The organism is Nocardiopsis sp. NPDC006832, from assembly GCF_040635885.1.
Lineage (GTDB): Bacteria > Actinomycetota > Actinomycetes > Streptosporangiales > Streptosporangiaceae > Nocardiopsis.
In genome coordinates, this window is the sequence record NZ_JBEYLC010000025.1 from 39,142 (window position 1) to 61,443 (window position 22,302).

At 69.1% G+C, this 22,302-nt stretch carries 18 protein-coding genes and 2 tRNA genes; 14 read left to right on the forward strand and 6 right to left on the reverse strand.

The genetic code is table 11. The features are described 5' to 3' along the window. Positions 1 to 122: 122 nt before the first annotated feature. A complete protein-coding gene (locus tag ABZ717_RS14085; protein ID WP_358509423.1) occupies positions 123 to 905 on the reverse strand; it encodes a nuclease-related domain-containing protein in 783 nt (260 codons plus the stop codon). Positions 906 to 1,116: 211 nt separating this feature from the next. Here ABZ717_RS14085 and ABZ717_RS14090 point away from each other — a divergent pair, with 211 nt between their 5' ends. Beyond that, positions 1,117 to 2,556: an amidase gene (locus ABZ717_RS14090; protein ID WP_358509426.1), complete on the forward strand. Its 1,440-nt coding sequence runs from the start codon at positions 1,117 to 1,119 to the stop codon at positions 2,554 to 2,556. Here the strand turns inward: ABZ717_RS14090 and ABZ717_RS14095 are convergent. Then, positions 2,453 to 3,817, reverse strand: a complete 1,365-nt coding sequence (locus tag ABZ717_RS14095; protein WP_358509429.1) for an MFS transporter — start codon at positions 3,815 to 3,817, stop codon at positions 2,453 to 2,455. The two genes, ABZ717_RS14090 and ABZ717_RS14095, sit on opposite strands and share 104 nt — an antisense overlap. Before the next feature lie 199 nt (positions 3,818 to 4,016). On the opposite strand from ABZ717_RS14095, the gene malQ reads away from it, so the two are divergent. Continuing rightward, positions 4,017 to 6,050, forward strand: a complete 2,034-nt coding sequence (malQ, locus tag ABZ717_RS14100) for a 4-alpha-glucanotransferase (protein WP_358509432.1) — start codon at positions 4,017 to 4,019, stop codon at positions 6,048 to 6,050. A 73-nt stretch (positions 6,051 to 6,123) separates the two neighbouring features. On the opposite strand, the gene pepN is transcribed toward malQ, so the two are convergent. Beyond that, positions 6,124 to 8,664 (reverse strand): aminopeptidase N, encoded by a 2,541-nt coding sequence (gene pepN / locus ABZ717_RS14105; RefSeq protein WP_358509434.1) that lies wholly within the window; start codon positions 8,662 to 8,664, stop codon positions 6,124 to 6,126. A gap of 224 nt (positions 8,665 to 8,888) precedes the next feature. Between pepN and ABZ717_RS14110 the strand changes: the two genes are divergently transcribed. From ABZ717_RS14110 to ABZ717_RS14150, 9 genes are all read left to right on the forward strand, one after another. Further along, positions 8,889 to 9,521, forward strand: a complete 633-nt coding sequence (locus tag ABZ717_RS14110; protein ID WP_358509437.1) for a DsbA family protein — start codon at positions 8,889 to 8,891, stop codon at positions 9,519 to 9,521. A gap of 18 nt (positions 9,522 to 9,539) precedes the next feature. Further along, positions 9,540 to 9,695, forward strand: coding sequence for a hypothetical protein (locus ABZ717_RS14115; protein WP_200816045.1), 156 nt, complete (start codon positions 9,540 to 9,542; stop codon positions 9,693 to 9,695). A gap of 223 nt (positions 9,696 to 9,918) precedes the next feature. Beyond that, complete coding sequence (locus ABZ717_RS14120; protein WP_358509440.1) at positions 9,919 to 11,340, forward strand: aldehyde dehydrogenase family protein; 1,422 nt, start codon at positions 9,919 to 9,921, stop codon at positions 11,338 to 11,340. Between the two features lie 150 nt (positions 11,341 to 11,490). Further along, positions 11,491 to 11,637 carry a hypothetical protein gene (locus ABZ717_RS14125; RefSeq protein ID WP_358509443.1) on the forward strand — a complete coding sequence of 49 codons (147 nt, stop codon included), beginning with the start codon at positions 11,491 to 11,493 and terminating at the stop codon, positions 11,635 to 11,637. Between the two features lie 110 nt (positions 11,638 to 11,747). Then, positions 11,748 to 12,215, forward strand: coding sequence for a ribose-5-phosphate isomerase (locus ABZ717_RS14130; protein ID WP_358509446.1), 468 nt, complete (start codon positions 11,748 to 11,750; stop codon positions 12,213 to 12,215). Positions 12,216 to 12,706: 491 nt separating this feature from the next. After that, complete coding sequence (locus tag ABZ717_RS14135; RefSeq protein WP_358509449.1) at positions 12,707 to 13,810, forward strand: PP2C family protein-serine/threonine phosphatase; 1,104 nt, start codon at positions 12,707 to 12,709, stop codon at positions 13,808 to 13,810. 274 nt (positions 13,811 to 14,084) lie between these two features. After that, positions 14,085 to 15,425 (forward strand): magnesium transporter, encoded by a 1,341-nt coding sequence (gene mgtE, locus ABZ717_RS14140; protein ID WP_358509452.1) that lies wholly within the window; start codon positions 14,085 to 14,087, stop codon positions 15,423 to 15,425. Between the two features lie 143 nt (positions 15,426 to 15,568). Continuing rightward, entirely contained in the window at positions 15,569 to 15,835 is a 267-nt protein-coding gene (locus tag ABZ717_RS14145) for an Rv0909 family putative TA system antitoxin (protein ID WP_358509455.1), read from the forward strand. A gap of 205 nt (positions 15,836 to 16,040) precedes the next feature. Continuing rightward, complete coding sequence (locus tag ABZ717_RS14150; protein WP_358509458.1) at positions 16,041 to 16,562, forward strand: (2Fe-2S) ferredoxin domain-containing protein; 522 nt, start codon at positions 16,041 to 16,043, stop codon at positions 16,560 to 16,562. A 72-nt stretch (positions 16,563 to 16,634) separates the two neighbouring features. On the opposite strand, the gene ABZ717_RS14155 is transcribed toward ABZ717_RS14150, so the two are convergent. The 3 genes from ABZ717_RS14155 to ABZ717_RS14165 all read right to left on the reverse strand — a co-directional run bounded on the left by ABZ717_RS14155 (position 16,635) and on the right by ABZ717_RS14165 (position 19,568). Then, positions 16,635 to 18,497, reverse strand: coding sequence for an ABC transporter ATP-binding protein (locus tag ABZ717_RS14155; RefSeq protein ID WP_358509461.1), 1,863 nt, complete (start codon positions 18,495 to 18,497; stop codon positions 16,635 to 16,637). Positions 18,498 to 18,603: 106 nt separating this feature from the next. Continuing rightward, complete coding sequence (locus tag ABZ717_RS14160; protein WP_358509464.1) at positions 18,604 to 19,113, reverse strand: adenylyltransferase/cytidyltransferase family protein; 510 nt, start codon at positions 19,111 to 19,113, stop codon at positions 18,604 to 18,606. Positions 19,114 to 19,494: 381 nt separating this feature from the next. Beyond that, positions 19,495 to 19,568 (reverse strand) — tRNA-Gly (locus ABZ717_RS14165). Between the two features lie 117 nt (positions 19,569 to 19,685). On the opposite strand from ABZ717_RS14165, the gene ABZ717_RS14170 reads away from it, so the two are divergent. From ABZ717_RS14170 to ABZ717_RS14180, 3 genes are all read left to right on the forward strand, one after another. Beyond that, a tRNA-Pro gene (locus ABZ717_RS14170) sits at positions 19,686 to 19,760 on the forward strand. A gap of 227 nt (positions 19,761 to 19,987) precedes the next feature. Next, entirely contained in the window at positions 19,988 to 21,451 is a 1,464-nt protein-coding gene (gene tig / locus ABZ717_RS14175) for a trigger factor (RefSeq protein WP_358509468.1), read from the forward strand. Positions 21,452 to 21,739: 288 nt separating this feature from the next. Continuing rightward, positions 21,740 to 22,288 carry an ATP-dependent Clp protease proteolytic subunit gene (locus tag ABZ717_RS14180; protein WP_067602127.1) on the forward strand — a complete coding sequence of 183 codons (549 nt, stop codon included), beginning with the start codon at positions 21,740 to 21,742 and terminating at the stop codon, positions 22,286 to 22,288. Positions 22,289 to 22,302: the final 14 nt, after the last annotated feature.

A 22,302-nucleotide genomic window follows, 5' to 3' on the forward strand; every position in this document is an offset into this window, starting at 1 on the left:
CGTTCGCGCGCCGGACGGCTCCTTCCTGCCGGCCCGAGTCGCTTCGGTCTCGGGCATACGTAAGGCCCGGAACCACGGCGTCGTGGCGCTTTTCCGGGCCGAGCGGCGGCGGGGGACCGAAGTCAATATCGGGGTGGCAGGGCCTTCCTCGCGGCCTGGTAGATCTCCTCGATCTCGGATTCGCTGAGCCGGTCGCGGCCGGTGCGCAGCCACTTGCGGACCTTGGTGCCGGTGATGATGTCCACTCCGCGCAGGCGGTGGCTGTCCCAGGGCATGCCGGGACCGTAGATGGCCAGTGAGGCGCGGACCTTGATCTCGCGGCCGAGCTCCTTGCCGACGAGCTCCGCCGCGCGTTCGGCCTCTTCCAGGGCCTCGTCGATCCGTTCGTTCTTGCTGAACCGACCGTGGTACAGCTTCTCCAGCTTGTTGCGCAGCGGGAGGCGCTTGTCCCAGGACTCGGAGTCGATGGCGAAGGCGCCGCGGCGACCGACGATGAAGTGGTCGATCTGCCCGTTGCCGCCGGGCACGGCGCGCGCGTGCAGGACGCGGTAGCCGAGCTGCTTCATGACCTTGAGCTGGGCCTCGGTGCGACGCTGTGCCGCCGAGGGTTTGCGCCAGCGTGGGATTTCGGACTCCCGGCGCGAGCTCCAGACCATGACGGAGACCAGGGCGACCAGTCCGAAAGTGACGCCGACCCGCCACTCCCCGGTGAGCATGCCGATGCCACCGGCGACGATCGCGGCGATCGTGCTCCGGATGATCCACCGGCGGAGGGCGTCGTTGGACTTGAGGGCCCCGTACAGGGCCTTGCCGCCGATCCCGTCGGTCCTGCGTTGGTTGGGGAAGAAGAGGGCGTTGTTTCCTTCGGGTTCGGACCCTCCGGAAGATGAGTTGCGACTGTTCACTCTGGTTGCCGATTCCACGACGGACAGGTTAGTTCCATCCATATCCGAGTCCTAGTGCATTACTTCTCACACTTTTCTTACCTTGCGCCCTTGCATCCGTACGTGTTCGGATGCCGAGAATGGGGAAGGATTACTTTTTTGTCGTCTCTCTAGAGAAGATCGACCTCATTCGCGTGGTGCCCGTTGCCTTACCCCGTTAATCTCTGGCGGTATGACCCGGATGCACGAACTTCCCCTTCATCGGCTCGTGGCACTGGTCCGCAGTCGTGAGCTGTCGCCTGTTGAGATCACTGAGCACTATCTGACGCGGATTCGCAGGTTCGACGAACGTTCCGGCGCCTATGTTTCGGTCCTCGAAGAAAGCGCCCTGGAGCAGGCCCGAAATGCGGAGAAGCGGGTCGTCTCCGACACGCCGGCCACTCTTCCGGCCCTGCTGGGGATCCCCCTGCCCGTCAAGGACCTGGACCCCCTGGCCGGCGCACCCGTCACTTTCGGCTCCCGCCTGTACACGGGCCTCACCGCCCCCACCGACTCTGCGGTGGTCGCGCGACTGCGCGAGGCCGGCGCGGTGTTCCTCGGCAAGACCAACACCCCCGAATTCGGGTCGACCTGCTACACCGAGAACGACATCGCCCCGTCCACCCGTAACCCCTGGGACACCCGACTGTCGCCGGGCGGCTCCAGCGGGGGCGCCGCGGCCGCGGTGGCCGCCGGACTCGCCCCGGCGGCGCAGGGGAGCGATGGTGGCGGATCGATCCGCATTCCCGCCTCGGCCTGCGGACTGTTCGGACTCAAACCCACTCGGGGCCGGATCTCCGGCGGCTCCGACCGGGTGGACCTGTTCGGCCTGTCCACCTCCGGTCCGATCACCCGCACAGTCCTGGACGCGGCCCTGCTCTTGGACGTCATGGCGGCCGATCACCCCGGAGACGCCTACGCGGCCCCGCCTCTGGCACCCGGCGAGACCTTCGCCGGCCACGCCCGACGCGAACCGGGGCGGCTGCGGATCGGCCGCTACACCGACACCGGATCCGCCGGAATCCCCGTCCACCCCGACGTGCTGGCCGCCTACGAGGAGACGACCAGGCTGCTCGTGGAACTGGGACACGAGGTGACGCCGATCGAGGCTCCCGTCGACGCCCACTTCGCCGGCACCTACGCCGACGACTTCCAGTACCTGTGGGAGGCGATGAGCGCGGCCACCCCGGTGGACCCCGCCCGCGAGAGCGAACTCACCCCCATCAACCGTTGGCTGCGCGAACGCGCCGGGTCCACCCCCGCGCCCGACCTCGTCGCGGCCTGGGCCCGGCTCCAACGCGGCGTGCGTTCACTGCTGGCCGCCACCGAGCCCTACGACGCGGTCCTGAGCCCCACCCTGGCCGCGCCACCGGTCCCCATCGGCCACTTCACCGGCGACGGACCCGAGACCGAGTTCCGACGGATGACGGAGTTCACGCCGTTCACCTCGGTCTACAACGTGAGCGGACAGCCGTCGGTGAACGTGCCGCTGCACTGGTCCGAGCGTGGTCTGCCGATCGGTGTGATGCTCACGGGTCGCATGGGCGGAGAGGGGACCCTGCTGTCCCTGTCGGCCCAACTGGAGAGGGCGCGTCCATGGGCGCACCGTTTCCCGCCGGGCTGGGAGGAGTGACCTCCGAACGGTCGACCGGGGCCTCCTCCCGGGGAGGGGTTTCCTCGCGGGTCGACGGGTGACGCAGGAACAGGGTGAGCACCGCGGCCAGCGTCACCAGGCCGACCGCGCCCAACACCCCGCCGGCGATGCCTTTGGAGTCCACCAGCGCGCCGGTCAGCGGACCGGCCACGGCGCCGCCCGTGCTCATGGCCGTGGCCATCCACCCGAACGCCTCCGCCCGCCGGTGGGAGGGCGCGGTGTCGCCCAGCCGTCCCATCACCGCGGCCAGCGTCGGGGCCAGGGCGAGCCCGGACACGAACAGCAGCGGGGTGATGAGCAGGGGCGTGGGCAGGTGCGTGATGGGCGGCACGAACGGAACCAGGATCGCGATACCGGCCGCGGCGCCGAACGCCCGCAGCGGCAGGCGCGGCACGCCCTTCAGACCGCCGGCGACGGCACCGCCCACCAACGATCCCAGTGCCCACACGGAAGCCAGCACCATCACGTACCGGGGCGCGTTCAACTCGTTGGCCCACGCCACGATCACCAGGTCCATGCCCACCACACCGGAGACGATGAGCAGGCACGTCACGAAGACCAGGCACAGCGCGGGGGATGCCAGCAGACTCCGCCGCCGTACCTCTCGCGGAGCGGCGGCCTCGGCGGACGTCCCGTGCCCGACCGACGCCGGACCGGTGACCCCGGCGCGCCGCAACGCCCACGCGAACCCCACCGAACCCGCCAGCCCCAGCAGGCCCAACATCAACAGGGCGTATCGGGGGCCGGCCATCGCCACCACGGCGGCGGTGAGGATCGGTGAGAAGACGAACAACAACTCCTGGGTGGTGGCCTCGGCCGCGTAGATGGCCTGACGCTCGGGCCCATGGGTCAACCGCGGCCACAGCGCCCGCACGATCTGGTTGGCCGGGGTGCCGAACAGGCCGGTCCCCAGCGCCAACGGCATCGACAGCCACCACAGCGACGCGGGCAGCAGCGCCATGGTCGTCAATCCCACGGTGAACACCACGCCGCACACCAGGACCAGGCGGTCACCGCCGCCGCGGTCCGCCATACGCCCTCGTAGTGGCCCCACCAACGCCATGCCCAGGGTGAACGCCCCCGCGACCAGACCCGCCAAGGTGTAGGAACCGGTCCATCCCTGCACCAGGAAGGTGACCGCGATCATCAGTCCCGGGGTGTAGAACCGCGCGATGAGGGACCACAGAAGCAGGGACATGACGTGGGGCACGGCGAAGAGCCGTCGGTAGTTGGCGAGCACGCTCCCGATTATGCGCTTGACCGGGCGGAGCCGCGACGGAACGAACGGACCGTGCGACAGAGGTCACCGTTCGTACCGGAAAGTCGCCGAAGAGCTCGGCTCATGTTCGGTCCGGGTACGGAACCGGCGACCACCTTTCGCCCCCACGCCGGGGCGCCCTCCGGTGTACACACGCCCTGGTGGGGCATGATCGGTTTCTGTGAGGGACGTTCAGCTTGCCCGGGTGGCCGAGCAGTACGGGATCGCGACCACGTACGAGGACTGGCGGGGACGACGGGTGCCCGTCGGCCTCGACACGATCCGTCATGTCCTGGCGGCGATGGGGGTGGATCCGGCCGACCCCGAGCCGCGCCCGGAGAGAGGGCCGTTGCCACCGGCGGTCGTGCTCCGCGAGGGAAAGGCACCCGACCTGGTGCTGCCCGACGGTGCGCGCGCCGTCGTGGAGACCGCGGACGGGGCGCTGCTGCCCTTCGATCCGGGACTGCCACTGGGCGTGCACACCCTGCGGGTCACCGACAACGGCACCGACCACGCCGCTCCGCTGCTGGTGGTCCCCGACCGGATCGAACCCACCGCGCTGAGCCGGAACCCGCGACTGTGGGGCCTGATGGCCCAGGTCTACAGCGTGCGTTCGCGCGCTTCTTGGGGCACCGGCGACCTACGCGACCTCACCGAACTCGCCGACTGGAGCGCCCGAGACCTGGGCGCCGACTTCACCCTGATCAACCCCCTGCACGCTACCGAGCCGACGGCCCCCATCGAACCCTCGCCGTACCTGCCGGTGAGCCGTCGCTACGGGAGCCCGCTCTACATCAGGATCGAGGACGTGCCCGAGTACGCGCGGCTCGACCCGGCCCAACGCGAAGGTGTCCAACGCCTGGCCCGGCCACTGCGCGAACGCGGACGGACCGCCGACCTCCTCGACCGCGACGCCGTCTGGGAGGCCAAGAAGGCCGCCCTTGAGGTCCTCTTCCAAGTGCCGCGCGCGCCCGGCCGCGAGGAGGTACTACGCCGCTACCTGGACGGTGAGGGACAGGCGCTGGTCGAGTTCGCCACCTGGTCCGCGTTGGCCGAGGAGTACGGTTCCGACCACCGGACCTGGCCCGCGCACCTACGCGACGTCGGTGCCCTCGCCGTCGGCAAGGAGGCGCTCCGACGCTGGCCGCGGGTGGAGTTCCACCGGTGGTTGCAGTGGATCCTCGACGAGCAACTCGCCCTCGCCCAGAACGGCGCCCTCAACGCCGGGATGAGTCTGGGCATCGTGCACGACCTGGCCATCGGGGTGCAGGCCGGCGGCGCCGACGCCTGGATGTTCCAGGACACGCTGGTGCGGGGGCTGCACGTGGGCGCGCCCCCGGACGAGTTCAACCGCCTCGGGCAGGACTGGGGACAGCCGCCCTGGCACCCCACGGACCTGGCCCGGCAGGGGTACGGCCCGCTGCACCAGATCCTCGCCCACAACCTGCGGCACGCGGGCGGCCTGCGGATGGACCACGTGATGGGGCTGTTCCGGCTCTGGTGCGTACCTGAGGGAGCCTCCGCCGACCAGGGCACCTATCTCGAGTACGACCACGAGGGCATGGTGGGAGTCCTGGCCCTGGCCGCGCGCGAGGCGGACGCGGTCATCATCGGCGAGGACCTGGGCACCGTGGAGCCGTGGGTGCGCGAACACCTGTCGGACCGGGGGATCTTCGGAACCTCGGTGCTGTGGTTCGAGAACGACGAACGGGGACGGCCGCGCACGCCCGACCGTTGGCGTACCGACTGCCTGGCCACCGTCGACACCCACGACCTGCCGCCGGTGGCGTCGTTCCTGTCGGCCGAACACGTGGAGTTGCGCGACCGCCTGGGACTGCTCGACCGGCCCGTGGCCGAGGAGCGGGCGGACTCCGAGGAACGCGTGGGCCGGTGGCGCGAGACGCTTGTGGAACTGGGGTTGCTGGACGCCGACGTCGACCCGCTGGCCGACCCGGCGGCGGTCGTCGCCGCCATGCACGCCTACCTGGAGGCCACCCCGGCCCGGATGCTCGGGGTGGCGCTCACCGACGTGGTGGGGGAGCGACGCATGCAGAACCAGCCGGGCACCAGCACCGAGTACCCCAACTGGCGGATTCCACTGACCAGTGGCGAGGGCGAACCGGTGCTGGTGGACGAGCTGCTCGCCGACCCGCGAACGGTGGGCCGGATCCGGCGCACCCTGGGCCCGCTGGGCGGCCCCGGGCGTATCCGGTAGCCGGTCCCGAGGAAAACTCCGGCCCCGGAAGGAGGAAGATCCCTTCCGGGGCCGTCGTGTGTTCGACCCGGCGTCAGGCCTGGCCGGCGGCGATGTCCGTGGCGCGGGCGCGCAGGGCGCGCTCCACCCCGGCCTTGCCCTCGATCAGCAGCCGGCGCAGCGCCGGGGCGGGGGAGTGTTCGGCGATGTAGGCGTCCGTGCGCTCCAGCGTCCCCTCCTCGACCAGGTGGCTCGGGTAGGCGACCTCGGCGAAGGTCTGGGCGAACTCACCGGTCCACTTGTCCCAGGCCGGGGCCAACTGCGTGAAGTACCGGTCCAGGAAGGGGCGGTACAGGTCCGACTGCAGCGGCTCGGTGAAGCCCAGCAGCACCGAGCGGAACTCGGCGTTGGCCAGGTCGCCACCGACGATCCGCTCCCAGGCGGCCTCCTTGGCCTCCGAGGTGGGCACGGCGGCCCGGGCTCCGGCGGCGTTGCGCTGACCCGCGGCGGTGGGGTCGGCCTTCGACTCGGCGGTGATCTCGGTCTCGCCCGCCTCACCGGCGGCGACCAGACGGTGCAGCAGGGTCCAACGCAGGTCGGTGTCGACGGTCAGCCCGTCCACGGTGAGCGCGCCGTCCAGCAGCCCACGCAGCAGTGACAGGTCGGCCTCGGTGACCGCCACCGACGCGAGCGCGTTGACGTAGGCCAGCTGCAGGTCGCCACCGGGCTCGGCGGAGGACAGCAGCTCGCGCAGACGGGTCCCCAGCTTCTCGAAGCCGACGGGACGCCAGGCCGGGTCGGCGTAGTTGACGATGGCGCCCGCGGCCTGCCGCAGCAGGGTCTGGGCGACCATGACGTCGCTCACGCCGCTGATCCCGGAGATGACCAGCTCGACGTAGTCGCGGGCGGCCATCTCACCGTCGCGGGTCATGTCCCAGGCGGCGCCGAAGGCCAGGGCCCGGGGCAGTGACTCGCGGATCTCACCGACGCCCTCGATCACGGTGCGCAGGGAACGCTCGTCCAACCGGATCTTGGTGAAGGTGAGGTCGTCGTCGTTGATCAGTACCAGGTCGGGGCGGGACTGACCGACCAGCTCGGGCACCTCGGTACGCTCGCCGCTCACGTCCAGCTCCACGCGCTCACGACGCACGATGCCGTTCTCGGTGCGGTCGTACAGGCCGACGGCCAGACGGTGCGAGCGCAGGGTCGGGTGCTCGGTGGGGGCCTCCTGCAGGATCGCGAAGGACGTGAAGTTCCCGTCGGCGTCCACCTCGAACTCCGGGCGCATGGTGTTGACGCCCGTGGTCTCCAGCCACTCGCGCGACCAGCCGGACAGGTCCCGACCCGAAGCGGCCTCCAAGTGCTTGAAGAGGTCCTTCAGCTCGGTGTTGCCGAACGCGTTCTCCTTGAAGTAGGCGCGAACGCCCGCGAAGAAGTCGTCCACGCCCACGTACGCCGCGAGCTGCTTGAGCACCGAGGCGCCCTTGGCGTAGGTGATGCCGTCGAAGTTGACCTCGACCGCCTGGATGTCGACCATGTCGGCGGCGATCGGGTGGGTGGAGGGCAGCTGGTCCTGGCGCAGCGCCCACGCCTTCTCGACGTTGGCGAAGGTGGTCCACGCGTCGGTCCACTTGGTGGCGTTGGCCTGGCAGTAGACGCTGGCGTAGGTTGCGAAGGACTCGTTCAGCCACAGATCGTCCCACCAGCGCATGGTGACCAGGTCACCGAACCACATGTGCGCCATCTCGTGCAGGATGGTCTCGGCGCGACGCTCATAGCGGGCGTCGGTGACCCGGGACCGGAAGACGTAGTCCTCCAGGAAGGTGACGGCGCCGGCGTTCTCCATCGCCCCGGCGTTGAACTCCGGCACGAACAGCTGGTCGTACTTGCCGAAGGCGTAGCGCACGTCGAACAGGCCGTGGAAGAAGTCGAAGCCCTGCTTGGTGACCTCGAACAGGGCGTCGGAGTCCAGGTGCTCGGCCAGGGACGCGCGGCAGTACAGGCCCAGCGGGATGCCGTCGTGCTCGTCGCGGACCACGTGGTAGGGACCGGCGATGAGCGCCGTGATGTAGGTGGACATCACCGGGGTGGCGGGGAAGTGCCAGCGCACGCGCTCGTCCCCGGCCGCCTCACGCTCGACGTCGGGAGCGCTGTTGGACACGACCTCCCAGGACGGCGGCGCGTACACGGTCAGCTCGAACGTGCCCTTCAGGTCGGGCTGGTCGAAGCACGTGAACATACGCTGCGCGTCGGCGGTCTCGAACTGCGAGTACAGGTACACGGCCTCGTCGACCGGGTCGACGAAGCGGTGCAGGCCCTCACCGGTGCGCATGTAGGCGGCGTCGGCGACCACGGTCAGCTCGTTGTCGGCCGCGACGTCGGGCAGGGCCAACCGCTCACCGTCGAACAGCGCGGCCACGTCGAGCTCCACGCCGTTGAGGGTGGCCTCCCGCACCGTGGGCGCGACCAGGTCGATGAAGGTACGGGCACCCGGTTCGGAGGAGGAGAAACGCACCGTGGTGGTGGACCGGAAGGTCTCGCCCCCGGTCGTCAGGTCCAGCTCCACGTCGTAGGAGTCGACGCCGAGGATGCGCGCCCGCTCCCGGGCCTCGTCCCTTGTGAGGTTCCCTGCCACGCAAAGCTCCCTTCGCGGCCGCCGTCTTCGCCGGCCGGAGTCTCATTGCCGGTCACGGCGAGCCCACCGACCAGCGGATCAGCCGGGGGCGGGCCTCGTCGGGCCGGAGGTCGTCCATCGGCTTCGATCCTGCCACGCGCGGGTGCGGAATGCGCAACCGATGCGTGGGGTTGTGGATCTACGCGACGAAAGTTCGCGACCCACTCGACGAGGAGTACCGGAAAATGACGCAGACCCCCGAACAGCAGGGCGATCAGGTCGTCTGGGCCGACATGTGGTTCGACCCCGCGTGCCCGTGGGCCTGGATGACCTCTCGCTGGCTGTTGGAGGTGGAGAAGGTACGCCAGGTGAGGGTGCGTTGGCACGTGATGAGCCTGGGCGTCCTCAACGAGGGTCGGGACCTGCCCGAGGAGTACAAGAAGGGGATCGAACGCTCCTGGAAGGCGGTGCGTGTGTGCGTCGCCGCCGAACAGCGCTTCGGACCCGAGGTCCTGGACCGCCTCTACACGGCGCTGGGCACCCGTTTCCACAACCAGGGCGAGCCCCAGGCCATCGAGACGATCCGCGCCGCGCTGGCCGACGCCGACCTGCCGGCGGACCTGGCCGAGGCCGCGGACTCCACCGAATACGATGAGGCCCTGCGGGCCTCGCACGCCGAGGCGATGAAGCTGGTCGGCGAGGACGTCGGTACCCCCGTCGTCCAGGTCGAGGGTGTCTCGTTCTTCGGCCCCGTCGTCTCCCCGACGCCGCGCGGCGAGGAGGCCGGGAAGCTGTGGGACGGCGTGCGTCTGGTCGCCGGGATCGACGGCTTCTTCGAGCTCAAGCGCACCCGCACCCGTGACCCCATCTTCGACTGACCCACCCTGGAGGAACCCATGCCCGGGCCGGATGACGACCGTCGCGTCGACTTCTTCGATGACCTGGAGATCCTGCCCGACATCACCGGCGACGAGCGCGCCGAGGGGTGGGGCGACACCGAGGAGGACTCCACGGCGCGACTGATCGCCGACCGCCCCCCGCACTGGGGCTGAGCCCGGCCCACCCGGACACCACCACGGGGGTCACAGGGGATGCCCGTTGAGGGTGGTGGGCGTAGACGACGATGAGGAACCGTCTGCGAAGGCCCCGAACACGCGCCGAAGCGCCGGCGAAGACGCAGAGAACACGACCCGGTATCCGTGAAACCACGGATACCGGGTCGTTCGCCGTCGGGGGGTATGGCCAACCCGAATCCCGTTCTGCGAAGGTGGTGTCATGCGATCCCTCTACATCGATGGCGCCTGGCGCGATTCCACCTCCGACGAGGCCCTGGACGTGATCAACCCTGCGACCGAGCAGGTCATCGACACGGTTCCGGCCGGATCCACCGCTGATGTCGACGCCGCGGTCGAGGCCGCGGCCACCGCGTTCGAGGGGTGGTCCGCGCTCACTCCGGGGCAGCGCGTCACCCACCTGACCAAGGCCCTGAAGCTGTTCGCCGCGCGGCAGAAGGACATCGCCGCGATCATGACCGAGGACATGGGCGCGCCCACCGGCTTCGCCACCAAGGTGCAGGTCGGCCTCCCCTCCCTGATGTTCAGCACCTACATCGACCTGGTGGAGCAGCACGGGGAGCGCTACTTCACCGGTGAGAAGGTCGGCAACTCCCTGGTGGTGCACGAACCGATCGGCGTGGTCGGCGCCATCACCCCGTGGAACTACCCGCTGCACCAGATCGTGCTCAAGGTGGTCCCCGCCCTGTTGGCGGGAAACACCGTGGTGCTCAAGCCCAGTGAGGTCGCCCCGCTGGGCGCCTACGCCCTGACCGAGGTGTTCGAGGAGAGCGGGCTCCCGGCCGGTGTGTTCAACCTGGTCAGCGGCACGGGCCCGGTGGTGGGCGAGGCCATCGCCGCGCACCCGAAGGTCGACATGGTCTCCTTCACCGGCTCCACCCGCGCCGGGACCAGGGTGTCCCAGGTGGCGGCCGAGACGGTCAAGCGGGTCGCCCTGGAACTGGGCGGTAAGTCGCCCAACGTGATCCTGCCCGACGCCGACCTGACGCAGGCGGTCAAGCGCGGTGTCGCCGACGTCATGCGCAACACCGGGCAGAGCTGCAACGCGCTCACCCGCATGTTGGTGCACCGCGACTCCTACGAGGAGGCCGTGGAACTGGCCGCCGCGTCCGTCGCCAAGTACGTCCCGGGCGACCCGACCGACGAGGGCACCCGCCTGGGCCCGTTGGTCTCCGCCACCCAGTTGGAGAAGGTCCGTTCCTACATCGACCTCGGTGTGAAGGAGGGGGCTCGCCTGGTCACCGGCGGCTCCGAGCCGGTGGAGGGCCACGAGAAGGGCTACTTCGTGCGGGCGACGGTCTTCGCGGACGTGCGCAACGACATGCGCATCGCCCAGGAGGAGATCTTCGGCCCGGTCCTGGCGCTCATCCCCTACGACACGGTGGAGGAGGCGGTCGGCATCGCCAACGACACCGTCTACGGGCTCAGCGCGGCCGTGTGGTCGGGCGACTCCGAGCAGGGGCTGGAGGTGGCCCGTAGGCTGCGCGCCGGTCAGGTGGAGCTCAACGGCGGCGCCCTCAACCCGCTCGCGCCCTTCGGCGGATACAAGCGCTCGGGCAACGGTCGGGAGTGGGGTCTGCCCGGTCTGGTGGAGTTCTGCGAGGTCAAGGCCGTACAGATGTAGCATCCGGGGTCGTTGTGGCCGGGGGCGCCTGTGGGAGGTGTCACTTCGCGGGACCGCGTTCGCGGGGAATCACCCCCGGTGAAGCGTGTGTTGTGCGGTGTGGGAAGATCCCGATCGGGCATCCCCGGTCGAAACCAAACGAGGTGTGAGTTGAGCAACAAGCCTGCGGTCTCCAAGGCAGGTCCTCTGAGTAAGGACCTCAAGTCGATCCTTATCAGCAACGTGATCGCCATCTTGTCGATGGCGGGCTTCGCCGCTCTCGGGCTGAGCGTCGCCGCCGCCGCGGCCGGAGTCTGAGCGGCCCACGGACGAGGCGTACGCCTCCCACACGCTCCGCCGCGCCCCACCCGAACGTTCACGGGTGGGGCGCGGCGTTTTTCGTGCGTGGAAGCTGTCACACTGGTGACGTGCGTGTTTACCTTGGATCAGATCATGCGGGCTTCGAGCTCAAAGAACACCTCGTCTCCTGGCTGAAGGAGCGGGGCCACGAGGTCGTGGACGCCGGGCCGGCCGTCTACGACGCGGTGGACGACTACCCGCCGTTCGTCCTGCGCGCCGCCGAGGGCGTGGCGAAGGACCCGGGTTCCCTGGGAATCGTCATCGGTGGCTCCGGCAACGGCGAGCAGATCGCCGCCAACAAGGTCGAGGGCGTTCGTGCGGCCCTGGCCTGGAGCGAGGACACCGCCAAACTGGCGCGCGAGCACAACGACGCGAACGTGCTCGGCATCGGTGGGCGGATGCACTCCCTGGAGGAGTCCACCCGGTTCGTGGAACTCTTCCTGACCACCCCCTACAGCGACGAGGAGCGGCACACCCGCCGCATCGCGATGCTCGGTGACTACGAGCGGACCGGCGAACTGCCCCCGCTTCCGTAACGTCTCGTCGATGGCCCGCCACGAGCGGCCGGACCGGGTCCCCGCCCACCGTGGGGGCCCTTCGTGTTTCCGGGGCGGGACACGCCGTGTCGTCGGGGATCGGGGCGAACGCTCCCGGGGGTCGCCACCGACGCCGGCGGCGGCCAGGGGATCCTGGTGCGTGACCAGGTACGGCGCGGCCCGCCGAGGGCGCGTCCCCACGGGTTTAGGCGGACCCCAAACCCGGGATAGTGGGGCGGATCCGGCCCGGATGCACGTGCCACTTCGAGGCCCCAAGCGCTACAGTTCGTGCACAGCGGCGGGTCAGAGCCATCCGCGGTGCGATGGTGTCACCCTCCGGGCGACCGCCACTCCTTTCGGGTGATCCCCCACGAGCCCCCGGCCCGCCGACGCGAGATCCGCCCCGACGCGACCCCGGCCGCGGCGGTGCGCCGTACGACGACCAGGAGTAACCCCCGCGAGCGAAGCGGGCGCGCCGATCGCGAGGACCCATGAACTCCACACCGACCGCCAAGACCACCCGGCTGTTGCGCTCGACCGCGCAGCGGCTCGTCGCGGTGCTCCGGCGCAAGGTGTTGTTCCGCTACCGGCTCGTCCTCATCACCCTGGTGACCCTGGCCGTGGGCATCGGGGTGGGGGCCGTGTGGGGTCCCACCGGTTGGTTCCCACCCAGCTCCACCATCCTCACCGTTCTCGCCGGTGGCCTGCTCCTCAAACGCAAGAGCCTGGCGTTCCTACTGGCCGTGGTCGCCGCGGTCCTGGTGTTCGTGGCCTACATGCTCGACTTCGGTCAGGTGGGGCCGGGGCTGCTGGTCACCATCGGGGTCACCGCCGTGCTCTCGTACCTGCTGTCCGGGCTGCGCGAACGCCTCGGAGTGCAGGGGCTCAGCGGCGAGATGATGCTGCTGGACCTGCGCGACCGACTACGCCACCAGGGTCGGCTGCCCAAGCTCCCCAAGGGATGGGGGCGCACCGCCGTGCTGCGTCAGGCCGGCGGTTCCTCCTTCGGTGGCGACTTCGTGGTCTCGATCCTTCGGGAGAACCGGCTCGACGTCGCTCTCGTGGACGTGTCCGGCAAGGGGGTGGACGCCGGGACCCGGGCCCTGCTGCTTTCCGGTGCCTTCAGCGGACTCATCGGCGCGGTGCCCGCCCGCGACTTCCTCGCCCACTGCAACGACTACCTCATGCGCAACAGCGGCGGTGAGGGCTTCGTCACGGCCGTCCACCTGAGCGTGGACATCGTCACCGGCGAGTACCAGGTGGCCTCCGCCGGGCACCCGCCCGCCCTGCACTACGACGGCGGCGGCGGGGTATGGAGCACCACCGAGGCCAAGGGCGTGGTCCTCGGCGTGATCCCGGAGTTGACCTACACCTTCGTCGAGGGCGGGCTCCGTCCCGGCGACGCCATCATGCTCTGCACCGACGGGCTCATCGAGACCCCCGGCGAGGACCTGGACGCCGGCATCGACAAACTCCTCGGCGCCGCGGACACCCTGGTCACCCAGGGATTCGCCACCGGGGCGAGCGAGATCGTCGACACCCTCAGCAAGGACAAGAACGACGACTGCGCGCTCGTCGTCCTCTGGCGCAACTGAAGACCCCACCGCGCGCTCATGGGCGAACGCCCCGCGCCGACGGGTCCCGGATGAGACCGGACGGCCGCCGCCAGAGGTAGGGTCGTCATGTTCCCCGACCCCGTACGAGGTTCTTCGTACACGTCCCCGGATCGCCGTGCCCGCCCTCCCCGTCCCCCCAGACGCCGACGCTCGCACGGCCGACCCCACCAGCGACGAGGGGCCGGACCTTTCCCGAACCACCGGCCCGGCGGACGTGTGCGCCGGGCCCCGGCGATGCAAGGGGGTGCTTCGCATGGACGGCGAGCGCGCTGAAGAACTCATCGATCTGGTCGAGACGAACGACCTGACCGGGATCAGACTCTGGTTGGCCGAACACAGGCCCCACGAGATCGCGGACGAACTCTCCCGCATGACCGGACGCGAGGCGATCATCCCCTTCCGGCTCCTGGACAAGGACCGGGAGCTGGAGGTGTTCGAGGAACTCGATTCGAGCCAACAGCAGAACATCCTCCTGGGCCTGCGTGGAACCGACTTCCACGACCTCCTGGAGGAAATGGAGCCCGACGACCGCGCCAGGCTCATCGGGGAGGCCCCCGCCAAGATCGCCACCCGTGCCCTGGCCGGCCTGAGCCCCTCCGAACGCAGGATGACCGCCGCCCTCCTGGGCTACCCCGAGGATTCCGTCGGTCGGTACATGACCCCCGAGACGGTCGTCCTGCACCGTGACCTCACCGTCGGCCGCGCGCTGGAGGTGGTCCGCGCCAAGGGGGCCGGCGCCGAGATCATCTACACGTTGCCGGTGGTCAGCGACGGCCGCCGTGTGGTCGGCACCGTCACCCTCAGCGACCTGGTGGTCAGCGACGTCGACATGATCCTCAAGGACCTGGTGGACGTGTTCGCGCCTCGGGTTCGCGCCTACGAACCCGTCGAGGACGCAGCCCGACTCATGCAGGAGGCCAACCTGGTCGCCCTGCCCGTGATGGACTCCGAGGACCGTTTCGTCGGCATGCTCACCGTCGACGACGCCCTTGAGGTCATCGAGGCCGCCGACTCCGAGGACATGGCGCTCCAGTCCGGTGCCAGTCCCATCGACGACCACTACGCCTCGGTCGGAGTGCTCCGTCTGGTGGGGGCACGGTCGGTGTGGTTGATGCTGCTCATCGTCGCCGCCACGTTCACCGTCAACGTCATGCAGGTGTACGAGGCGACGTTGGAACAGGTGACGGCGCTGGCCATGTTCGTGCCCATGCTCATCGGCACCGGCGGCAACGTCGGAGCCCAGTCGGCGACGGCCATCGTGCGCGCCCTGGCCGTCGGCGAGGTGCGGGTGCGCGACCTTCCATCGGTGATCTGGAAGGAGAGCCGGGTCGGCCTGTTGCTGGGCGTGATCCTCGCGCTCCTGGCCCTGGCCATCGGCTCGTTGCTCGTGGGTTTCGCGGTCGCGGTGGCGGTCGCCCTGTCGGTGGTCGCGATCTGCACCTGGGCGGCGATCATCGGCTCGTCGATGCCGCTGCTCGCCCGCAAGGTCGGAGTGGACCCGGCGGTGGTCTCCTCCCCGATGGTGGCCACACTCGTGGACGCCACCGGCCTGCTCATCTACTTCGCGATCGCGCGCGCGGTGCTGGGGATCTGACCGGAACGGGGCCCGTCCGACGAACTCGTCGGTCGAAGAGGTGTCTTGAACCATGCCCTCTTCCGTACGATGGGTGACCAGGGCGGACCCCGGAGAAACCCGGGGTGGGCCCGGACGATCGACGACGACCCCAGGGGGAGACCATGGCCGGTGCGGGTGACGCGTTCAACAAGCTGCGCAAGACGGTCGAGGACAACGCGGACAAGGCCGAGGGTCTGGTGGGGAAGGCCGCCGACGCCGCGAAGAAGGCCACGGGCGGCGCCCACGACGACAAGATCGACAAGGCCTCCGGCGCGGCCACCGACTACCTGCGCAAGCAGGGTGACGGGGCGGGGCGTTCGGAGGAGGACACCGGCGATTCGAAGGACCGCGGACAGGGCCGTTCCGACGAGGACGACCGGCGCGGATAGTTTCGAGCCGGGCGAAGATTCCTCGGAACACGGGGCGGGTGGGGCGGGTCCACGAAAGTGGGCGCCCCATCCGCTCCTCGCCGTTTCGGTGCCCCCACACCGGAAGATCACCCAACCGATCGAGTACCCGCTGGTCAGGGTGGTGCTACGAATGATTACCCTGGCCGGATAAGGCGAACCCGACCAGCGGGTGAGGGGGTGGGGGATGAGTGCGGTCGAGGACGCGCCCTGCAAACTCACGGTCTGTCGAGGATGCTGCTGCGGAACGGAGAAGAAGGTCCCCGGCGTCGACCACGACGCCCAGCTCGCCCGCCTGAGCGCCATCGACGACCACTCCGCCCGCCGTGTTCCCGTCCGCACCAGCAAGTGTCTGGGCATCTGCTTCCAGGCCAACGTCGTCGTGGTCCAGCCCTCCGCGATGGGCCGCGCCGCCGGTGGCCGCCCCGTCTGGCTGGGTGAGATGACCGAGGACGACCTGCTGGAAGCCGTCGACGACTGGATCTTCGAGGGCGGTCCCGGTCTGGCCCCGCTTCCCGAGGTCTTGGCGGACCACGTCACCTCCAAGGACGCGAAGAAGCCGAAGAAACGCAAGAAGCCCAAGCGCGAGAAGCCCAAGGACGGCAAGGGCGAGGACGCCAAGGCGCAGAAGAAGAGCAAGAAGGACGGCAAGGACAAGAAGAAGTCCAAGAAGTCCAAGAAGAAAAGGAAGAAGCCGGAGAAGGTCTAGTGCCGCGACGGGGTGAACCCTGACCGACGCGGCACTGGCGCGATCCGGAGGCCCGGACCGCGCCGTGGGCCGTCAGCGACTCTGCGGGGCGAACTGGGTGCGGTACAGCGCCGTGTAGAGGCCACCCGCGCCGAGGAGTTCCTCGTGTGACCCGCGCTCCAGGATCCGCCCGTCCTCCAGCACGAGGATCTGGTCGGCCTCCCGCACGGTCGCCAACCGGTGCGCGATCACCAGGGAGGTGCGCCCCTCCAAGGCAACGGCCAGGGCCTCCTGAACGGCGGCCTCCGACTCCGAGTCCAGGTGGGCGGTGGCCTCGTCCAGGATCACCACCGACGGCGCCTTCAACAGCAACCGAGCGATCGCCAGCCGCTGCTTCTCGCCCCCGGAGAGCCGGTAACCGCGATCTCCCACCATGGTGTCCAGGCCCTGGGGCAGCTGCTCCAGAAGCGTGCCCAGACGTGCCATGCGCAGCACCTCGACCAACTCGGAGTCGGTGGCCTCCGGACGCGCGTAGCGCAGGTTGGCGCCGACGGTGTCGTGGAACAGCTGCGCGTCCTGGGTCACCACGCCGATCGCCGAACGCAGGGAGTCGCCGGTCGCCTCACGCAGGTCCAGGTCGCCCACCCGTACCCGCCCCTCGGTCGGGTCGTACAGTCGTGACACCAGGTGGGTGAGCGTGCTCTTTCCCGCACCCGAGGGGCCCACCAACGCCACCATCCGGCCCGGTTCGGCGTGGAACGACACCCCGCTCAGCACCTGGGTGTCCTCGTCCTTCTCCGCCTGTGGGGCCAGTTCCAGGGAGGCCACCGACGACCCGGCGGCGCCCGGGTAACGGAAGGACACCTGGTCGAACTCCACGCTCAACGGACCCTCCGGCAACGGCCGGGCGTGCGGGTCCTCCTTGATCTGCGGTTCCAGGTCCAGCACCTCGAAGACCCGGTCGAAGGACACCAGGGCGGTCATGATCTCCACGTGCACGTTGGACAGGGTGGTCACCGGACCGTACAGCCGTGTCAGCAGGGTGGTGAGCGCGACCAGGGTGCCGACCTCGAAGGAGCCCCGCACCGCGAGCAGGCCGCCCGCGCCGTAGACCATCGCCACGGCCAGCGCGGTGATGGTCGCGAGCATGGTGAACAGCAGGCCACCGAACACCGCCTGCTGGACTCCCAGGTCACGAACGCGCGCGGCCTTCTCGGAGAACCCGCGGTTCTCCTCGTCTGGACGGCCGTACAGCTTCACCAGCATGGCGCCGCCGACGTTGAACCGTTCGGTCATCAGCGAGCTCATCGACGCGTTGTTGTCCATGGCGTCGCGCGAGATGGTCGCGAGTCTGCGGCCCAGCAGTTTCGCGGGCACGATGAACAGCGGTACCAGTACCAACGCCAGCAGGGTCACCTGCCAGGACAGGGCCAGCATGGTGATGAGCACGGCCACCACGCTGATGAGGTTGGACACCACCGACTGCAGTACCGAGGTGATCGCCCGCTGGGCGCCCACCACGTCCGTGTTCAGGCGGCTGATCAGCGAACCGGTCTGGGTGCGGGTGAAGAAGGAGATCGACATTCGCTGCACGTGGGCGAACACCTGGGTGCGCAGCAGGTAGATGACGCCTTCCCCGATCCGGGCCGACAACCACCGGCCGGTCAGGGTGATGACGCCCTCCAGCAGGGCCAGAGCACCCGCGGCGACCGCCAACCACACCACCACCGAGGTGTTCCCCGGGATGATTCCCTGGTCGATGATGGCTCGCAGCAGCAGGGGGTTGGCCACCACCACGCCCGCGCCGATCGAGGTGACCAACAGGAACAACAGGATCGACCGCCAGTGCGGTCGGGCGTACGACAGGATGCGTCGGGTGATCCCCGGGGGCAGCCTCTGCCCTCGCGCGCTCCCATCGTTGACCAGGGCCCTGTAGGAGGGCCTCCCTGACATCATCGACGGCCTCGTTTCGTACATCGGTTCGCCACGCATGTGTCAACACCGATGGGGCCGTGCCGCTTCCCGAGCATGCGGGGGAGGGGGATGGTGGGGAATCGAGGGTTCAGAGCGAGTGCGAGAGGCGACCCAGCGCCGCCGTGGTGGAGCGGCCCGGGGTGAAGGGCAGCTCCCAGGAGCGGGCGCCGAGCGCCTCCGCGCCGCGGATCTTGGCCTGGGTGTAGCGGTCCCCGGCGGTGAAGGCCAGGGCGGCGGGGGCCAGGGGGCGAAGCAGGTCGGCGTAGGCGGCCCAGTCGGCGACCGTGGGGGGTCCGTCGATGATGAAGGAACCGGTCACACAGGCGAGCGCGGCGATGGTCTCGGCCCGTTCCTCGGCCGGGTTGATCGGCCGTTCGGGGCCCTTCCAGGCTCGCACTCGCTCGTCGGACTCGATGCCCACGACGAGGGGGTGGCCGCGTTCGGCGATGGCACCCAGGAATCGGATGTGTCCCACGTGCAGTACGTCGAAGACCCCGGTGACCACGACCGGTCGTTCGAGGGGGTCCGGTCGTTCGAACCAACGCAGACCCAGCGGCGTGGCCGCTTGGTACGCCTCGTCCGTGCCAGATTCCCGCATGTGGCCCCCGTTCCCTCCATACGACCGAGGGGCGTCCGCGTCCGCTCGCGTGGACGGGCTCACCCGAAAGGTCAACGTACCTGCCGGGCGGGGGTATTCCGCCTCTGGGGAGGAGAACCGAACGGTGTTCACCTCGGGTGTGACGGACGTTGCCGGGAACCCCGTGAGCGGTATGTGTGCCCCATCACGTGAAGAGTTCGCGATGTGGAACGGAAAAGTGGTGCGGCGGGGGTGAGGGGGTCGTCCCCTTGGTGAAATGGCGGAGCGGGCCGGTGCTTGGAGGCATAGGGCTTGCTCCGAGTGGGGCGGGGGTCAGGGGGTCGTCCCCGTGGTGAAATAGCGGAACGAGCCGGTGCCTGGAGGCACACGGCTCGCTCCGAGTGGAGCGGGCGACGAGAATCGAACTCGCATGACCAGCTTGGAAGGCTGGGGTTCTACCATTGAACTACGCCCGCATGGCTTCAGAGCCCTTGAGTTTCCTCTAGACTCGTCCTGCCGCTGGAGATAAGAGTACAGTCTCCAGGGCGGTGGTCGCACACTCGTTTTCGGATTGGTGTGTCCCCGCCGGGCAACGGGGTGTAGCGCAGCTTGGTTAGCGCGCATGCTTTGGGAGCATGAGGCCGCGGGTTCGAATCCCGCCACCCCGACGAAATCTTTCGCGGCCGTCCGGCCTCTCGGCCGGCGGCCGTGGCCCCCTGCGTATCTGCCCTAGACTTGGTGCGATCAGCAGGAAACTGTAAGTCCCAGCCCGTCGCAGGGCACCCCAGTAGAACGTGGTCTCCACGGTCCGGGGTGCTCGCGTGCATTCGCCGTTCGTGTGGTGCGACTGCGGGCCGACGCGGACACCAGCCGGCAAACCTAGGAGTACCGCCCCGTGAAGACCGATGTCGAGGAGCTCAGCCCGACCCGGGTCAAGCTGACCATCGAGGTGCCCTTCGAGGAGCTCGAGCACGCTTTCGACGTGACCTACAAGTCGCTCGCGAAGCAGGTTCGGATCAAGGGCTTCCGCCCGGGCAAGGCACCGGCGCGGCTGATCGACCGCTACGTCGGCCGAGGTGCGGTGATCAGCGAAGCGGTCAACCACGCCGTTCCGGAGCTTTACAACGAAGCCATCCAGAAGGAGGAGATCTTCGCGCTCGGTCAGCCCGACGTGGAGGTCACCAAGCTGGAGGACAACGACGAGCTCGCCTTCACCGCCGAGGTCGACGTCCGCCCCAAGTTCGAGGTGAAGGACTACAAGGGCATCGAGGTGACCGTCGACAACGCGGCCGCCACCGATGAGCAGGTCGACGAGCAGATCGGCACCCTGCGCGAGCGCTTCTCCACGCTCGTGGGCGCCGACCGTCCGATCGAGGACGGCGACCACCTGTCCATCGACCTGTCGGCGGCCGTCGACGGTGAGAAGCTCGAGGACGTGGCCGTGAGCGGCTACTCCTACGAGGTCGGCACCAACGCCATGCTGGAGGGCCTCGACGAGACCCTGCGCGGCATGGAGGCCGAGGGCGAGGCCACCTTCAAGACCACCCTGGTGGGTGGCGACCACGAGGGCGAGGAAGCCGACGTCACCGTCACCGTGCACTCGGTCAAGGTGAAGGAGCTGCCGGAGCTGGACGACGAGTTCGCCCAGTTGGCCTCGGAGTTCGACACCATCGACGAGCTGCGCGAGGACGTGCGCAAGCGCATGGCCGACGTGCGTCGCATGCAGCAGCTCTCCGCCGCCCGCGACAAGGCGCTGGAGAAGCTCATCGAGTCCGTCGAGGTGCCGCTGCCCGACGCGGTCGTCGACGAGGAGATCACCCGTCGTCGCCAGAGCCTTGAGCAGCAGCTCGCCCAGAGCGGTCTGACCAAGGAGGCCTACCTCGAGTCGCAGGAGAAGACCGAGGAGGAGTTCGAGGAGGAGCTGAAGACCGGCGCCAACTCGGCGGTCAAGGCCGGCTTCATCCTCGACCAGCTGGCCCTCCAGGAGGACCTGAGCGCCGACCAGGGCGAGCTCAGCCAGTACGTGTTCGAGCAGGCCCAGCGCATGGGCGTCAGCCCGGACCAGCTGGCCCAGCACCTGGTCGAGTCGAACCAGATCCGCGTCGCCTTCACCGAGGTCGTCCGCGGCAAGGCCATGGACCTGGTCCTGGCCGACGCCAAGGTGACCGATGAGGACGGCAACGTCATCGAGACCCCGCAGGTCGAGGCGGCCGAGGACACCGACGTGGTGGAGGACGCGGCCAAGGCCGCTGCCGCCGCCACCGAGGACGTCGAGGTCGTCGAGACCGTGGAGGTCGTCGAAGACGACGCCGCCGAGTCCGAGAAGGCCGACGAGAACGCCAAGGACGACAGCAAGTAGTCCTTCGGGTCCGTAGCGTTCGCACGGGCCCCGACCGCCCCGGAACCGGGGCGATCGGGGCCCGTGGTGCTTTGTTCGCTGTCAGGAGAAAAGGTGTCTTCCACCCCTCCCGCACCCTGCGCTCAAAGCGAACAGGGACGTTATACGGACGAGCCCGACGCCCAGCGGCGTTAGTGTCGCTGTATCGCAACCGTTTCGATTCCGGAGCAGGTGACGAGAGTGCCGCCGACCTTTGATGAGTCCCCGGGATTCGACGCTCGTACGTCGGACCCGCAACTTTCCCCTTTTATTGAGCAGACGCCTCAGCGCCTGTTGCGCCAGCGAATCGTGTTCCTCGGCCAACAGGTCGACGACGACATCGCCAACCGCCTTGTCGGTGAGCTCCTGCTGCTGTCCGCCGAGGACCGCCAGCGGGACATCACCATGTACATCAACTCGCCGGGTGGTTCCGTGACGGCGGGCATGGCGATCTATGACGTCATGCAGTACATCCCCAACGACGTGCGTACCGTGGGTATCGGTATGGCCGCGTCCATGGGGCAGATGCTTCTGTGCGCCGGTGCGGCCGGTAAGCGTTACGCGCTGCCGCACACCCGCGTCATGATGCACCAGCCGTCCGGTGGCATCGGGGGCACCGCCTCCGACATCCGGATCCTGGCGGACCAGCTGCTCTACGTGAAGAAGATGTTCATCACGAAGATCTCCGAGCACACCGGGCAGACGGTCGAGCAGATCGAGAAGGACGCCGACCGGGACCGCTGGTTCACGGCCCAGGAGTCGCTGGAGTACGGCTTCATCGACGAGGTGCTCGAAGGCACCCTCGATGTGACCAGTTGACCGTACTCAGTGCT

Excerpts from the sequence above, each read along its gene's own strand:
- ABZ717_RS14145 (WP_358509455.1), top strand. The coding sequence starts at position 15,569 with ATGGCCGGTGCGGGTGACGCGTTCAACAAGCTGCGCAAGACGGTCGAG.
- ABZ717_RS14120 (WP_358509440.1), top strand. The coding sequence starts at position 9,919 with ATGCGATCCCTCTACATCGATGGCGCCTGGCGCGATTCCACCTCCGAC.
- ABZ717_RS14110 (WP_358509437.1), top strand. The coding sequence starts at position 8,889 with ATGACGCAGACCCCCGAACAGCAGGGCGATCAGGTCGTCTGGGCCGAC.
- mgtE (WP_358509452.1), top strand. The coding sequence starts at position 14,085 with ATGGACGGCGAGCGCGCTGAAGAACTCATCGATCTGGTCGAGACGAAC.
- ABZ717_RS14115 (WP_200816045.1), top strand. The coding sequence starts at position 9,540 with ATGCCCGGGCCGGATGACGACCGTCGCGTCGACTTCTTCGATGACCTG.
- ABZ717_RS14160 (WP_358509464.1), bottom strand. The coding sequence starts at position 19,113 with ATGCGGGAATCTGGCACGGACGAGGCGTACCAAGCGGCCACGCCGCTG.
- ABZ717_RS14155 (WP_358509461.1), bottom strand. The coding sequence starts at position 18,497 with ATGATGTCAGGGAGGCCCTCCTACAGGGCCCTGGTCAACGATGGGAGC.
- ABZ717_RS14135 (WP_358509449.1), top strand. The coding sequence starts at position 12,707 with ATGAACTCCACACCGACCGCCAAGACCACCCGGCTGTTGCGCTCGACC.
- ABZ717_RS14090 (WP_358509426.1), top strand. The coding sequence starts at position 1,117 with ATGACCCGGATGCACGAACTTCCCCTTCATCGGCTCGTGGCACTGGTC.
- ABZ717_RS14150 (WP_358509458.1), top strand. The coding sequence starts at position 16,041 with ATGAGTGCGGTCGAGGACGCGCCCTGCAAACTCACGGTCTGTCGAGGA.